15 protein-coding genes are annotated in these 15,112 nt (G+C 66.1%); all 15 read left to right on the forward strand.

Annotation, left to right across the window (positions count from 1 at the left end; translation table 11 throughout):
- Nucleotides 1-27: 27 nt before the first annotated feature.
- The 15 genes from ptsP (at nt 28) to NU688_RS28500 (ending at nt 15,029) form a co-directional block, all read left to right on the forward strand.
- Nucleotides 28-1,827 carry a phosphoenolpyruvate--protein phosphotransferase gene (gene ptsP / locus NU688_RS28430; RefSeq protein WP_257864181.1) on the forward strand — a complete coding sequence of 600 codons (1,800 nt, stop codon included), beginning with the start codon at nt 28-30 and terminating at the stop codon, nt 1,825-1,827.
- Nucleotides 1,828-1,849: 22 nt separating this feature from the next.
- The gene (locus NU688_RS28435) at nt 1,850-2,569 is read left to right on the forward strand and encodes a YoaK family protein (RefSeq protein ID WP_257864182.1); all 720 of its coding nucleotides are present in this window, start codon (nt 1,850-1,852) and stop codon (nt 2,567-2,569) included.
- A 101-nt stretch (nt 2,570-2,670) separates the two neighbouring features.
- Nucleotides 2,671-3,045 carry a DUF4148 domain-containing protein gene (locus NU688_RS28440; protein WP_257864183.1) on the forward strand — a complete coding sequence of 125 codons (375 nt, stop codon included), beginning with the start codon at nt 2,671-2,673 and terminating at the stop codon, nt 3,043-3,045.
- A gap of 141 nt (nt 3,046-3,186) precedes the next feature.
- A complete protein-coding gene (locus NU688_RS28445) occupies nt 3,187-3,651 on the forward strand; it encodes a Spy/CpxP family protein refolding chaperone (RefSeq protein ID WP_257864184.1) in 465 nt (154 codons plus the stop codon).
- Nucleotides 3,644-4,120: a DUF4260 domain-containing protein gene (locus tag NU688_RS28450; RefSeq protein ID WP_257864185.1), complete on the forward strand. Its 477-nt coding sequence runs from the start codon at nt 3,644-3,646 to the stop codon at nt 4,118-4,120. The genes NU688_RS28445 and NU688_RS28450 overlap by 8 nt, the downstream gene beginning before the upstream one ends.
- Before the next feature lie 2 nt (nt 4,121-4,122).
- Entirely contained in the window at nt 4,123-4,503 is a 381-nt protein-coding gene (locus tag NU688_RS28455) for a hypothetical protein (RefSeq protein ID WP_257864186.1), read from the forward strand.
- Between the two features lie 50 nt (nt 4,504-4,553).
- Nucleotides 4,554-5,261, forward strand: a complete 708-nt coding sequence (locus tag NU688_RS28460; protein WP_257864187.1) for a response regulator transcription factor — start codon at nt 4,554-4,556, stop codon at nt 5,259-5,261.
- A complete protein-coding gene (locus tag NU688_RS28465; protein WP_257864188.1) occupies nt 5,258-6,652 on the forward strand; it encodes a HAMP domain-containing sensor histidine kinase in 1,395 nt (464 codons plus the stop codon). The genes NU688_RS28460 and NU688_RS28465 overlap by 4 nt, the downstream gene beginning before the upstream one ends.
- A gap of 283 nt (nt 6,653-6,935) precedes the next feature.
- Nucleotides 6,936-7,979, forward strand: a complete 1,044-nt coding sequence (locus tag NU688_RS28470) for an NADP-dependent oxidoreductase (RefSeq protein WP_257864189.1) — start codon at nt 6,936-6,938, stop codon at nt 7,977-7,979.
- 166 nt (nt 7,980-8,145) lie between these two features.
- Nucleotides 8,146-8,721 (forward strand): fimbrial protein, encoded by a 576-nt coding sequence (locus NU688_RS28475; protein ID WP_257864190.1) that lies wholly within the window; start codon nt 8,146-8,148, stop codon nt 8,719-8,721.
- 207 nt (nt 8,722-8,928) lie between these two features.
- Complete coding sequence (locus tag NU688_RS28480) at nt 8,929-9,714, forward strand: molecular chaperone (protein WP_257864191.1); 786 nt, start codon at nt 8,929-8,931, stop codon at nt 9,712-9,714.
- A gap of 20 nt (nt 9,715-9,734) precedes the next feature.
- Nucleotides 9,735-12,446, forward strand: coding sequence for a fimbria/pilus outer membrane usher protein (locus NU688_RS28485; protein WP_257864192.1), 2,712 nt, complete (start codon nt 9,735-9,737; stop codon nt 12,444-12,446).
- Nucleotides 12,443-13,501, forward strand: a complete 1,059-nt coding sequence (locus NU688_RS28490; protein WP_257864193.1) for a fimbrial protein — start codon at nt 12,443-12,445, stop codon at nt 13,499-13,501. The genes NU688_RS28485 and NU688_RS28490 overlap by 4 nt, the downstream gene beginning before the upstream one ends.
- A 478-nt stretch (nt 13,502-13,979) precedes the next feature.
- Complete coding sequence (locus tag NU688_RS28495; protein WP_374684700.1) at nt 13,980-14,288, forward strand: hypothetical protein; 309 nt, start codon at nt 13,980-13,982, stop codon at nt 14,286-14,288.
- 210 nt (nt 14,289-14,498) lie between these two features.
- Nucleotides 14,499-15,029, forward strand: coding sequence for a fimbrial protein (locus NU688_RS28500; protein ID WP_257864194.1), 531 nt, complete (start codon nt 14,499-14,501; stop codon nt 15,027-15,029).
- The last annotated feature ends 83 nt before the right edge of the window (nt 15,030-15,112 follow it).

The raw sequence follows: 15,112 nt of genomic DNA on the forward strand, positions 1-15,112 counted from the left end.
GCGGCCGATGACCTTCGGTCCACGTCCATGACCTTCGCAATCCACGGCCTCCCTGTCGCCCGTGGCATTGCCATCGGCCGCGCGGTGCTGGTGGTGTCGAGCCGCATCGACGTCGCCCACTACTTCATCAAGCCCGAGGAAATCGAGACCGAGATCGACCGCGTGCGCACCGCGCGCAACGCCGTCGCCGACGAACTCGCCAAGCTGCAGACCAGCGTCGCGCAGATGGGTCCGAACGACGCGCCGCACGAGCTCGCCGCGCTGCTCGAGGTGCACCAGATGCTGCTGCAGGACGAGGCCCTCACCGGCGGCGTCAAGCACTGGATCACCGACCGGCTCTACAACGCCGAATGGGCGCTGACCACGCAGCTGGAGATCATCGCGCGCCAGTTCGACGAGATGGAGGACGAGTACCTGCGCGAGCGCAAGGCCGACCTCGAGCAGGTGGTCGAGCGCCTCCTGCACCGCATGAAGGGCACGGCCGCGGTGCTTGCGCCCAGCCCGCCGCGCCGCAAGCGCGCCGCCACCCACGACGACGACGACGATCCCACCGCGGGCGACGGCATCGACGTGCCGCTGGTGCTGATCGCGCACGACCTCTCGCCGGCCGACATGCTCCAGTTCAAGAAGAGCGTGTTCGCGGGCTTCGTGACCGACGTGGGCGGGCGCACCTCGCACACCGCGATCGTCGCGCGCAGCATGGACATCCCGGCCATCGTCGGCGCGCGCACCGCGAGCCAGCTGGTGCGCCAGGACGACTGGGTCATCATCGACGGCGACGCCGGCGTGATGATCATCGACCCCTCGCCGATCATCCTGGCCGAGTACGGCTTCAAGCAGCGCCAGGGCGACCTCGAACGTGGCCGGCTCGCGCGGCTGCGCCACAAGCCCGCCGTCACGCTCGACGGCCAGCGCGTCGAACTGCTCGCCAACATCGAGATGCCCGAGGACACCGTGGGCGCCCTCAAGGCCGGTGCGGTGGGCGTGGGCCTGTTCCGCAGCGAATTCCTCTTCATGGGCCGCGAGTCGTCGGCGCGCCAGACCCGCCTGCCCGACGAGGAAGAGCAGTACCAGGCCTACAAGCGCGCGGTCGAGGGCATGCAGGGCATGCCGGTCACGATCCGCACCATCGACGTGGGCGCCGACAAGCAGCTGGAGAACAAGTCCGGCAGCAAGCAGGAGCACCTGAACCCCGCGCTCGGCTTGCGCGCGATCCGCTGGAGCCTGGCCGATCCGGCGATGTTCCTCACGCAGCTGCGCGCCATCCTGCGCGCCGCGGCGCACGGCGAAATTCACCTGCTGATCCCCATGCTCGCGCACGCGAGCGAGATCCGCCAGACGCTCTCGCTGATCGACTTTGCGCGCACCGAACTGGACAACCGCGGCGCCGTGCATGGCCCCGTGAAGCTCGGCGCCATGATCGAGATCCCGGCCGCCGCGCTCACACTCAAGACCTTTCTCAAGCACTTCGATTTCCTGTCGATCGGCACCAACGACCTGATCCAGTACACGCTGGCCATCGACCGCGCCGACGAGTCGGTCGCGCACCTCTATGACCCCGCGCACCCCGCGGTGCTCAAGCTGGTGGCCGACACCATCGCCGAGTGCCGCCGCCAGGGCAAGGGCGTGGCCGTGTGCGGCGAAATGGCGGGCGACGTGGCCTTCACCCGCCTGCTGCTCGGGCTGGGCCTGCGCAGCTTCTCGATGCATCCGTCGCGCATCCTGGCCGTGAAGCAGGAAGTGCTGCGCGCGGACACCAGCAAGCTCGAAGCCTGGGCCAAGGGCATCCTCGAGTCCGACGACCCTGCCACGGCCCTCGCGGGCTGATGCGCGGCGAGCGGTTGCGGGAATGACGAACGCCACGCCCGCAACCCCTGCACCGGCGCCCACCGCCGGGAACCCGCCTGACAGCGCGTGGCGCGGCATGCTGCTCGCCTTCACGGGCGGCTTCGTCGACACCCTCGGCTTCGTGGCGCTGTTCGGGCTCTTCACCGCGCACGTCACCGGCAACTTCGTGCTGATCGGTGCGGCCCTGGCGGGCGGCGCGCATTCGGGCGTGGTCGGCAAGCTGCTGGCCCTGCCGATGTTCGTGCTCGGCGTGGCGGCCACGCGGATGTTCCAGTTGCGGGGCGAGCGCCGCGGGCTCGACACCGCGGTGCCGCTGATGGCCACGCAACTGCTCTTTCTCGTGGCCTTCATGGCGGCCGGCGTGTGGGCCGGCCCTTTCGTGAGCGGCAACGGCGTGTCGGCCATCGCGGTCGGCCTGGTGGGTGTGCTGACCATGTCGATCCAGAACACCGCCGCGCGCAGCGTCTTCGCACGGCTGACGCCCAGCACGGTGATGACCGGCAACGTCACGCAGCTTGTGATGGACCTCGTCGACATGGCCGCGCGCGCACCCGCTGCAGGCGCGGCCGCGGACCGCGTGCGCAAGGCCTGGCCACCGGTCGCCGCCTTCGCGGTGGGCTCGCTGGCCGGCGGCCTGGGCTATGCGCATGCGGGCTTCTGGGCACTGCTCGCGCCCTGCGCCGCGCTGGCCGCATTGCTTCGGTTACTGCGAAAGCAATAGCGCCGCAATAAAACGAAACACGCCGAAACCGCGGCGAAAGGACTTGCCGCGCATGCGCAAGCACGATCAGGGCTCCTCCAACCCCCTGAAAGGTTTGCATCATGAAGTCCCTCTCCCTGACCCAGATCATCACCGTCGGCTCATTCGCCATGCTTGCCGCAGCGGGCGCCAAGGCCGAGAGCTACCAGGGCGTGCAGCCCGCCGTGTCGGCCAAGAGCCGCGCCGAGGTCGGCGCGGAAGCCGTGCGCACCGCATCGGCGCCGAACCAGAACATCGTGCGCGGTTCGCGCGGCCCCGAAACCGTGGCGGTGTCGACCGAACGCGCCCGCGTCGTGGCCGAAGCCGTGCGCACTGCCGCAGCGCCCGACCAGAACGTGACCTCGGGTTCGCGCGTGAACAGCAAGGTCATCTCGACGATGCAGAACCCCGTCGATGCACGCGCCGAAGCCGCGCGCAACAACAGCAGCAAGCTCTGAGCAGCAGGGCAACCGCGGCCCGCGTTGTTGCCTCGCCTGTCGCAATAAAACGAAACACGCCGAAACCGCGGTGAGAGGACTTCGGAGCGCGCCAATCGCACCATTGAGCTTCCTCTTCTTCCGACAACACAAGGACGTCTCATGAAACACTGGATCAAGCGCACTCTCTTCGGTTTCGCCGGCGCGGCGATGGTGGCTGGCAGCATCGCCGGCTGTGGAGGCCAACGCCACGGCTGGGGCGGCGACAGCGCCGAGTTCCGCAGCAAGATGGTCGAGCGCGTGGGCAGCAAGCTCGAACTCGACACCGCGCAAAAGCAGAAGCTCACCGTGCTCGCCGAGAAGCTGCAGGCGCAGCGTGAAGCCCTGCGCGGCGCGGGCGGCTCGGGCGATCCGCGTTCGCAGTTCAAGGCGCTGTTTGCGGGCAACAAGCTCGACCAAGCAGGGGCTACGCGGCTCATCGACGAGAAGACGACCGCGGTGCGCAACGGCAGCCCTGAAATCATTGCGGCCGCCGCCGACTTCTACGACAGCCTGAATGCCGCCCAGCAGCAAAAGGTCCGTGACTTCATGGACCGAGGCGGCCGCCGCTGGAGCCATCGTGGCTGAGTCAGTCTCCGCGCACAGGCTCGTGGCGCAGCGTGCTCCGGCAGCTGCGCCATGGGCGACGCGGCTCACGCCCGCGGCTGACGCGCCGAACGCAGCCGCAGGCGGCGTGCGCACCTTGCTGCGACTCGAAGGTGCCTTCGTGCTGGCCGCCGCGCTGGCCGCCTACACGCAGTTCGGCCTCGGCTGGGGCGTGTTCGCACTCTGGCTCCTCGTGCCCGACCTGTCGCTGCTCGGCTACCTCGCGGGCCCGCGTGTGGGCGCGGCGCTCTACAACACGGCGCACTCGTATGTCGGCCCTGTCGCGCTGCTCGTGCTCGGTGTGCTCGCGGCCATGCCGTGGGCCGTGGCCGGCGCGCTGATCTGGCTGACCCACATCGGCTTCGACCGCGCGCTCGGCTATGGGCTCAAGTACGCCTCGGGCTTCGGCCTCACGCACCTGGGCCGCATCGGCCGCGCCGATCCGTGGTGACGATGAACGACACGGCCCCCGTGCTGCGCCCGCAGGCCGCGCGCGCCTGGATGCTGGCCGAAGCGTTCACCCTCGGCATGGCGTCGATGGTGCACGCCGGCCTGCTCGTGCCGGGCCATGCCCATCCGCAGGCCCGCACCGCCGAGGCGGTGATCGCCGCCGTGCTGGTGCTGGCGGCGGTCGAGACCTGGCTGCGCCCCGAGCACGCGCGCCGCGCCGCGATCTTCGGCCAGGGCTTTGCGCTCGCCGGCACGCTGCTCGGCCTGTTCACCATCGTGGCCGGCTTCGGCCCGCACACGATGTCCGACGTTGTCTATCACACGCTGCTGATCGCATTGCTCGTGGCAGGCCTGGCCATGGCGGTGCGATGCCGACCGGTCTGATGGTCAGCGAAGTCATTCGCCACATGTTTGCCAAGAGGCACAATCCCGCCATGCCGCGCATCCTGCTGATCGACGACGACGAACACCTCGCCGCGCCGCTGACCACCTACTTCGCCCGCTTCGGCTGCACGCTCGAGAGCGCCGTGCGCCCGAGCGAAGGCCTCGCCAAGCTGCGCGCCGGCCAGTACGACGCGGCCATCCTCGACGTGATGCTGCCCGAGATGGACGGCTTCGCGCTGTGCCGCGAGATCCGCAAGGAGAGCGACATTCCCATCGTGATGCTCACCGCGCGCGGCGAGGTGATGGACCGCGTGGTCGGCCTGGAGCTCGGCGCCGACGACTACGTGCCCAAGCCCTTCGAGCCGCGCGAGCTGGTGGCGCGGGTGCAGACCATCCTGCGGCGCCAGCGCAGCACGCCGGCGGTGGCGAACGGGCATGGCAACAACGGCACGCAACTGCGCGTGTTCGACGGCCTCGCCATCGACCTCGACCGGCGCCAGGTGCTGCGCCACGGCGAGCGCATCGAGCTCACCGGCACCGAGTTCGAGCTGCTCGCGCTGCTGGCGGCCGAGCCCGGCAAAGTCTTCAGCCGCGACGACATCCTGAACCGCCTGCGTGGCCACGAGGCCGAGCTCTACACCCGCGCGGTCGACATCGTGGTGAGCCGCCTGCGCAAGAAGCTGGAGCCGCTGGACTGCATCAAGACGCTGCGCAATGCCGGCTACGCGCTGGCCGTCGCACGCAGCGAGCCTGCATGAGGTTCGGCGGAAGAGACCACCGCGAAGCGTGGCGCGAGATGGCCTGCCGCCGCGCCGAAATGCGCAAGCAATGGCATGCCCAGTGGCACGAAAAGGTGCAGGGCAAGCGCCGCTGGCGGCGGTCGCTGCGCATCCGTCTCGTGATGATGTTCGTGCTGCTCGCGCTGGTGATGGCCGGCGTCTTCATGGGCGGCATGAAGAGGGCCTTTTCCACCGGCTGGGCCGAGGCCGCCAAGCCGATGCTGGTGGACTACGCCGACCGCCTCGTCGCAGAGATCGGCACGCCGCCCGACGTGACGCGCGCGCAGGCGCTGGTGGCCCGGCTGCCGATCACCATCCGCATCGTCGGCCCCACCGTCAACTGGGACTCCAACCCGGGCGGCTCGAACAGCCCCGGCGGCTGGATGCACGACCGCGAAGACGTGTTCGGCGGCGAGAAGTGGTTCATCCGCCCGACAGCCGACGGCCACCGCGTGATCTTCGGCTGGGCGCCCAAGCTCTGGCAGCTCGCGCCGCGCGCAACCGGCTGGGCCACGCTCGGCGTGCTGCTGTCGTGCGTGCTGCTGGGCTACGCCTATGTGAGCCGCCTGCTGCGGCCGCTGATCGACATCCGCGAAGGCGCGCAGCGCTTCGGCCGGGGCGAGTTCACCGAGCCGATTCCGGTGCGCCGCAACGACGACCTGGGCGACCTCGCGCAGCGCATCAACACCATGGCCGACGACATCCAGGCCATGCTCGATGCCAAGCGGGGGCTGCTGCTGGCGTTGAGCCACGAGCTGCGCTCGCCGCTCACGCGCGCCCGGCTCAACGCCGAGCTGCTGCCCGCCACGCCCGAGGGCCAGGCCGAGCGCGAGGCGCTGCTGCGCGACCTGAACGAAATGCGCGACCTGATCAGCGACCTGCTCGAAAGCGAGCGCCTGGCCAGTCCGCATGCGGCGCTGCAGCGCGAACCGGTCGACCTTGCGGTGCTGGTGCGCCAGATCGTGGCCGAGATGCCCGGCGCCGAGAAGGTGCACCTCGACCTGGCCGAGGGCCTGCCGCCGCATTCGATCGATCGCATGCGCGTTCGCCTCCTGGTGCGCAACCTGCTGGACAACGCCATGCGCTACAGCACCGAGGCGCCCCGGCCGCCGTGCGTGTCGCTGCGCGCGGTGGTGGACGGCCAGGTGCAGGGCGTGGAGCTCGAGGTGCGCGACTTCGGCCCGGGCGTCGACGAGGCGCAGCTCGGGCGGCTGACCGAGCCGTTCTACCGCACCGACGGTGCGCGGGCGCGCGCCACCGGCGGCGTCGGGCTGGGCATGTATCTGTGCCGGCTGGTTGCCGAGGCGCACGGCGGCTCGCTGACCGTGCGCAACGCGAATCCGGGCCTGCAGATCGTCGTGCGGATCTGAGACAAAACTTACCCCCAGTCTTCGCGCACTTCGTGTCGCTTCGCCAACCCCCTTTCAGGGGGGCGACACCAGCGGCCCGGCAAAGCCGGTTCCGCGGTGTCTCCCGACTGGATCGCAGCAGTTTCATGTGTCACGGGTCGCGCGATAGCGTGGTGAAAAGCTGAGTTTTCCCTTGGCGCGGGCCCTGTCGCCTGCGCTACCAGCGGGCGCGATGGGCGCGGCTACGATGCGCCTCCAACCCGCGTCCGGCGCACCTGTCGCGCCCGTCAATCAAGGAGACACCATGAGCAGCTCACTCACCAACCACCAGGTCCGCCTCGCCAAACGCCCCGAAGGCACGGCCACCCGCGAGAACTGGAAGTTCACCACCGAGCCCGTCGGCGAGCCGGCCGAGGGCGGGGTGCTGGTCAAGACGCTGTCGCTGTCGCTCGACCCCGCGATGCGCGGCTGGCTCAACGATGCCAAGAGCTACATCGCGCCCGTGGCCATCGACGAGGTGATGCGCGCCGGCGGCGTCGGCCGCGTCATCGCCTCGAAGAACCCGCAGTTCGCGGTGGGCGACACGGTCTACGGCACGCTGGGCGTGCAGGAATACATCCTGATCCCCGAAGACCAGGTCAAGCGCAACGGGCTGGTCAAGATCGACCTGAGTGTCGGCACGATCACTCAATGGCTCAACGTGCTGGGCATGCCGGGCATGACCGGCTATTTCGGCCTGATGGACGTGGGCCAGCCCAAGGCGAGCGAAACGGTCGTCATCTCCGGCGCGGCCGGTGCCGTGGGGCAGACGGTGGGCCAGCTCGCGAAGATCAAGGGCTGCCGCGTGGTCGGCATTGCCGGCGGCGCTGCCAAGTGCGACTGGGTGGTGAAGGAGCTGGGCTTCGACGCCTGCATCGACTACAAGGCCGGCGCCGGTGCGGTGCGCGAAGGGCTCAAGACTCATTGCCCGAAGGGCGTGGATATCTACTTCGACAATGTCGGCGGCGAAATTCTCGATGCGGTGCTGGCACGGCTCGCGCGCAAGGCCCGCGTGATCATCTGCGGCGCGATCAGCCAATACAACAATGCCAACAGCATGCCAGGCGCCGGCCCAAAAAATTACCTGAGCCTCCTGGTGAACCGGGCGCGAATGGAGGGCATCGTGGTGTTCGACTATGCCGATCGGTACCACATCGCCATCGCGGAACTCGCCGGATACCTGAAAGATGGCCGCATGAAGAGCAAAGAAGACGTCGTTTCGGGGATTGACACTTTCCCGGAAGCGCTCAACCGGTTGTTCAGCGGTGAGAATTTTGGAAAGCTTGTTTTACAAATATCTAATGTTTAAGCTTATTTGCAATTGGGTGTTTTTCACGATCAGTCGACCAACATAATTAACTACTGTAATTTTCGATAAATTGGCGTCTCCTTGCTTCTTTAGGTTAATTAGACTGCGGCCTGCCTTGCATAAGGCAATCGCAATTCAATTAAATTCAATTCCTAGAGAACGCAAAATGAAGAAGTCTGCATTCATTAAATTCGCATCGCTGGCCGTGGCCGGCCTGTTGTCGCAGGGCGCTTTCGCCGCCGATGGCACCATCAATTTCACCGGTGAAATCACCGACGCACTTTGCTCGGTTTCGCCCAGCAGCCAGAACCTGACGGTGCCCCTGGGCAAGGTCTCGCGCAATGTGTTCGGCATTCGCCCCGCAGTTGGTACGACGCCCGCAGTCAACAATGCGACCGTCGGCACGAAGTCCACGCCTGCCAAATTCAGCATCGATCTGCTGGGTTGCGGCGCTTCTGCCACGGGCGCGACCGTGACCTTCACCGGCCCTACCGACGCCGTGGTGGCGACGGCTCTGCGTGTTGGCGCAGGTGAAGTAAACGGCGGGTTCGCCAGGGGCGTTGCCATCGAATTGGGCGACTCGAGCGGCAAAAAGATCGACGTGGGTTCGCCTTCGGGCGAGTACATCCTGACCCCTGGCGATAACTCGCTGAAATTCCAGGCTGCCTACGTTGCGACCCTACCGGGCGTGACGGCCGGCCCGGCCAACGGAAGCGCGCAGTTCACGATTGCCTACAAGTAAGTAGCACCCGAGGCATTCGCTGCCAGCCGAAGCGCCACGCGCTCCGAGCCGGCAGGCGCAGCCAGCCTTTACCGCCGCCGTGCCCGGACTGAAACGTCCCGGTCGGCGTCGGTACCCCTCTTTTACTTTTTCCCGACGGTGCCTTGATGCGCCGCGGTGCCGGGCTGCGCGCGTTTCCATGTGCCTCCCGCCAAGGATTTTTTTCTTATGTGCAGCAACAATCGCTTCCGCTGGGCCTTCGTCCTCCTGCTCACGCTGGGCCTGCAGTGGCCCGCCGTCGCGAGCGTGATGCTCGGCGGCACCCGCGTGATCCTCGGCGAGAGGGACCGCGAAGCCTCCATTCCGGCGAAGAACACCGGCACCTCGCCCTACGTGGTCCAGGCCTGGATCGACGCCGGCGAAGGCAAGAACAAGACCCCGCTATTGGTCACGCCGCCGTTGTCGCGGCTGGACCCGGGCATGGAAAACATCCTGCGCATCATGCGTGTGGCCGGCGAGTTGCCGGCCGACCGCGAGTCGGTCTTCTGGCTCAACGTCAAGGAGATTCCCGAGAAGTCGAACGAAGAGAACGTGCTGCAGATCGCGGTGCGCAGCCGCATCAAGCTGTTCTACCGGCCTTCGAAGCTCGTGGGCAAGCCCGAGGAATCGCGCGCCCAACTCAAGTGGGCGGTGAGCGCCGGCGCCGAAGGGCAGGGCGCCGTACTGAAGGTCGGCAACCCCACGGCCTATCACGTGACCTTCACCGGGCTGAACATCAACAGCGGCCAGCAGTTGATCAACGCTGACATGGTGCCGCCGTTCGGCGAGATGAGTTATCCACTGACCGCGGTGAAGGCGCCGCAGGCTGTCCAGGTCAACTTCACCACGCTCAACGACTACGGCGGCGAGACGCCAGAAGAGCGCGTGCAGGTGCCGGCAGGCGCCGAGCCCGTCGCCGTGAAGGCCGAACTGGTTCCCCAGCCTGCACCTTCCGCCGACGGCGACAAGCGCTGAAACGCGGGAGACACGCCTCCATGCGCCGCTCACCCGCGCTTCGTGCGCCATTCCGACTGACCCTGTGCGCTGCCTTGCTGGGCGCGCTTGGCGCGCCTGGCCATGCACAGGAGAAATCCCAGCAGTCGGCCGGCTCCAGCTTCAACGAGGAGTTCCTCGGCATTGGCGGCGACCAGCCGCACGCCGATCTCTCGCTCTTCTCCTTCGGCAACCGCGTGCTGCCGGGCAAGTACATGGTCGACGTGTCGCTGAACGAGCGCGGCGCAGGGCAAACCGAGATCCGCTTCGTCGCGAAAGAGGGCAAGAACGACGCCGAGCCGTGCCTCACGCGCAGCATGCTCGACGCCTGGGGTGTCAACGTCCAGGTCTTTCCCGCGCTGTCCGTGGGTACCGAGGTGATTGCTGCGCCCTCCCCGGACGACGATCGCTGTGTCGACCTGGGCGCGATCATTCCCGATGCGACCTTCTCCTACGACGCCGGCAAGCAACGCCTGTTCGTGAGCATCCCGCAGGCGGCACTCAGACGCTCGGCACGCGGCGCGGTCGGTCCCGAGAAATGGGACCAGGGCATCACCGCCGGCATGGTGGACTACCAGATCAACTTCGCGCGCTACAGCGGCGACAACACGCGCAACGACCCGAACCCCTTTGCGCCCCCGCAGAACGTGTTCGACAGCAACTCGATCTTCGACCGCAGCAGGAACCGTCAGCGCAACACCTTGTTCGCGGGCCTCCGAGCCGGCTTCAACTACGGCGACTGGCGCTTTCGCCACTTCTCGACCTACAACCGCGGCATCGACGGCAAAAGCCGCTGGCAGGGCATCAGCACCTACGTGCGGCGCGACATCGCCTCGATCAACGGCGGCCTGCTGATCGGCGACGGCAACACGCCGGGCAACTTCTTCGACAGCCTGCCGTTTCGCGGTGTGCAGCTCTCGTCCGACGACGCGATGCTGCCCGACAGCCAGCAGGGCTACGCACCCACCATCCGCGGCGTGGCGCAGACCAACGCGCGCGTCACCGTGCGGCAGAACGGCTACGTCATCTACAGCACGTTCGTGGCACCGGGCGCGTTCGTCATCGACGACCTCTACCCGACCTCATCGAGCGGTGACCTGGAGGTGACTGTCCTCGAGGCCGACGGCCGCCAGACCAGGTACACGCAGGCCTTCTCGGCCGTGCCCACGCTGCTGCGCGAGGGCACCTGGCGCTACTCGGCCACGGTCGGCAAGTACCGCAACAATTTCGGCGGTGGCAGCGTGCTGGGCATTCGGTCGTCGCTTTCGCAGCCGATGTTCATGCAGGCGACGCTCGCGCGCGGGCTGGGCAACGAGTTCTCGGTCTACGGCGGCTTGCTGATGGCGAACATGTACCAGTCGCTGCTGGTCGGCATGGGCAAGAACCTGCGCGATTTCGGCGCCGTATCGGTCGACCTGTCGAGCGCGCGCACCACCGATCGCACGCCCGTCAATGGACAGAAGACCTACGACGGCCAGTCAGTGCGCTTCCTCTATTCAAAGTCCTTCATCGACTCGGGCACCAACTTCCGCGTGGCGGGCTATCGCTATTCGACCAGCGGTTACCGCACCTTCCAGGAAGCGGTGCAGATGCAGGATCTGCGGCCCTTCGAGTCGTTCAACAGCCGCCGCAACGAAGTGCGTTTCGAGGTCTCGCAGCAGATCGGCAATCTGGGCTCGGTCTTTGCCTCGGCGCGCCAGCAGAGCTACTGGGGTACCAGTGCGAAAGATCGGCTGGTGCAGGTGGGCTACTCGGGCAATTACAAGCAGTTCGGCTACAGCGTCTTCTACAACCACACCTCCAACCTGAACGGAGCGGCCGGGCGACAGGGACCCGCCGTGCGGCAGGTGATGTTCACGCTGAGCATTCCGCTGGGCGACACGCGCGCCAGTGCGATGTACACGGTCAACCGCGACAGCACCGGGCGGGTCAACCAGCAGGCCAGCGTCTACGGCTCGGCCTTCGACGACAGCCGCCTGACCTACAACATGACGGCTGGCGCAGCGAATCAGGGCGGCGGCAGCAGCGGCAGCGCGAGCGCGAGTTACCTGTCGCAGATTGGTCGCTTCGACGTCGGCCATTCGAAGGGCCGCGGCTTCGGCCAGAGCACCTTCGGCGTGTCGGGTGGCGTGCTGATCCACGGCGGCGGCGTCACGATGTCGCAGGCGCTGGGTGAGAGCGTCGCGCTGGTGCAGGTGCCCAAGGCCTCCGGCGTTGGCTTCGAGTCGCAGCCGGGCGTGTCGACCGACTGGGCCGGCAATACGGTCATTCCCAACCTGAGCCCGTACCGGCTCAACCGGCTGGCGTTGCGCACCAGCGACCTGGGCGACACAGTGGAAGTGAAGAACGCGGCCACCGAGGTGGTGCCCACGCGCGGTGCCGTGGTGGTTGCGAAGTTCGAGACCTTGGTGGGCTTCCGCCTGCTGATGACGCTGACCGATCAGCAGGGCCGCGTGCTGCCGCTGGGCTCCAAGATCGAGAACGAGGCGGGCCTGGAGGTCGGCATCGTCGGCCCCGACGGCCAGGCCTTCGTGACCGGTGCGGCCAACAGTGGCCGGCTGACCGTGCGCTGGGGTCGCGATGCTGCCGACCAGTGCGTCGTGCCGTACAGCCTGCCTGATGAAAAGAATCCGTCGCCGATCCGTGAATTGAACGGTCGGTGTGAAGTCCCCGCGGCGGCCATGCCGAAAGAGCCTGAGCAAGGAGTGAAATGAATCCCAGCAATACATCCAGCATGGTGAAGGTGAAGGCCCTGGCCTGGAAAATGCGGTCTGTCGCGCCACTCGTTTGGGGCATGGGACTGCTGTTCACTGTGAGCGGCGTCGAGGCGGCCTGTTTCAAGCCTGACAACTACCAGATGAAGGAAATCTTGATGGATATGGGGAGGGTGATCATCCCGAACGAGACCCCCGTGGGCGCGGTTTTCAAAACCGAGCGATTCCCCATTCTTATTAATGGTGCATCGGAAGTAAGTTCGAACTGCTTCGGTGGTGGCTCCGTCAGCGGGCGCATATTGCAGGGAAACCCCGTGCCTGGCAGAGACAACGTTTTCACCACCCAAGTGCCTGGCGTAGGGATCAGGTTTTCGCGCGAAATCACCTCGGGCGATGGCCGCAGCACCCAGACTTTCTACCCACACAACCTTGCACGCATCGGCGATGTCGATACGGCTATCTACAGCCCATCGTACTTTACGGTTGATCTGATGAAGATCGCTGCCACGACGGGCAACGGGCCGCTGGCAGCGGGTACCTATACGACCTATACGAGAGATGGTGATAGCTCAGTGATCATCAACTCCTTCCTGTCCGGCTTCGGCATCACCATCATCACGCCCTCATGTTCGGTGGATGCAGGCTCGAAAAATATCGTCGTGGATTTCGGCAAGGTGCCGCAGAGCAACTTCAAGGGCAGGGGCACCACCACGGGCGACCGCAATTTCAATATCAGGCTCAACTGCAGGGCAGGTGTTGGCGAGCGAAATATCGTGCACCTACGCATGGATGCAACCAAGGACCCGGCGGCGGTGGGCGACGATGGCGTGCTGCAGATCACCCAGGGAGGCGCCAACAACGCCACGGGCGTGGGCATCCAGATCGTCGACGGAAACAGCAGGACACCTGTGAAGTTCGGCGACGAAGCGCTGGTGGGCCCGTCGAAGGACGGCGACTATGTGCTGCCCTACACCGCACGCTACTTCCAGACCGGCGAGAAGGTCACGCCGGGGCGCGCCGACGGGACGGCGACTTTCACGCTCGACTACAAGTAGCCGTCAAGGGCGCGTTCGACTGATCCCAAGGCGGTTCGTCGTCGCGCCGCATCGAAGGTCGGCGCACGGCCCAGCCTGAATCACCCCGGGGAAAGAAAAGAAGCTTTCGCACCTTGCGAGAGCATCTCTGCCGAATCGAAAAATCTGTCGTGTGATGAACGACGGGCCGCCTCGCCTTCAGAGCCGTCGCAGCAGCGCCATGCGGTCCATCGCGTCCGCGCTTCATGCTGTGCGGCAGCCATCCGTATGGCATCGACAAACGCCCCGAGCGCAAAGCGACGGGGCCACGGCCAGATTCATATCGTGATGCGTGTTGAGCCGGCAAGGCGCTCGCATCGCATTGCCAAAAGTACTGGCAGGCCACCCGAAGTGAGCCGCGCGCAGGCCTGGTGGATCGATTGCCGATCACTGTCCGCATCGCTGGCCCCGCTGGCAACTGGAACTCCAGCCCGGGCGGCGCGAGCAGCCCGGCGGCTGAATGCACGACCGCGAGGACATCTTCGCGAGTGAAAAGTGCTTCATCCGTCCGACGCTGGACGACCATCGAGTCATCTTCCACTGCGCCACGCCCTGCCTGCCGCTGTCGTGCGTGAAGAACTGGCTGAGCCTCTTGGTGACCCGGGTTCGGATGGAGGGCGTCGTGGTGTTCGACGATGCCGATCGGTATCGCATCGTCATCGCAAAACGCGCGAGGTATCTGAAAGATGGGCGCATGAAGAGCAAGGAAGACGTAGTTTCGGGCTCGGCACCTTTCCGGAGGCGCTCAACCGGCTGTTCAGCGGAATGAACTTGGCAAGCGCATTCTTCGAAGTTGCAAACAGTTCGTTTCCATTTGTTTTCTTTCGGATGTATGTCACGCTCGGTTCGACAACACTGTTAACTACTGTGAACTCACGGTAACGACTGTTTATCTTGCGTCATCGGATAACTAGACTGCGGCCTGCCCTGCATAAGGCAGGTTGCAATTCAGTTATTTCATCTCCTCAGGGAACGCAAAATGCAAAAGTCTGTAATCATCAAGTTCGCATCGCTGGCCGTGGCTGGCGTGTTGTCGCAAGGCGCTTTCGCCGCCGATGGCACCATCAATTTCACCGGTGAAATCGTCGACGCACCTTGCTCGGTCTCGCCCAACAGCCAGAACCTGACCGTGCCGCTCGGCAAGGTTTCGCGCACGGTGCTTGACGGCGGTGTGGGCAAGAAGGCCGCGCCGGCCAAGTTCAACATCGAACTGCTGAATTGCCCCGCGGCCTCCAAGGGCGCCAGCGTGACCTTCACCGGTCCCGCCAATGCAGCCGGGCAACTGCGCATCGACGCCGGCATGGCTGCTGGTTCGTTTGCCGAAGGCGTGGCCATCGAACTTCGCGACTCCGGCTCCAAGCTGTTTGCTGTCGGCGCAGAGTCACCCGTGTACGTCCTGGCTGAAGGCTCCAATGCGTTGAAGTTCGAGGCCGCCTATATCTCCACGGCCGCCAAAGTGACCACTGGCCGCGGCGACGCGACCGCCCTGTTCACGGTCAACTACAAGTAAGCAATGTTCGCGGCGCCTGCGGCCGGCTGAAGCTTTTGAGCATTCAGTCCCGCGTGCCGCTCGCCCAGGCCTGACGTCGTCCC

This window comes from Variovorax sp. ZS18.2.2, assembly GCF_024701975.1.
Classification (GTDB): domain Bacteria; phylum Pseudomonadota; class Gammaproteobacteria; order Burkholderiales; family Burkholderiaceae_C; genus Variovorax.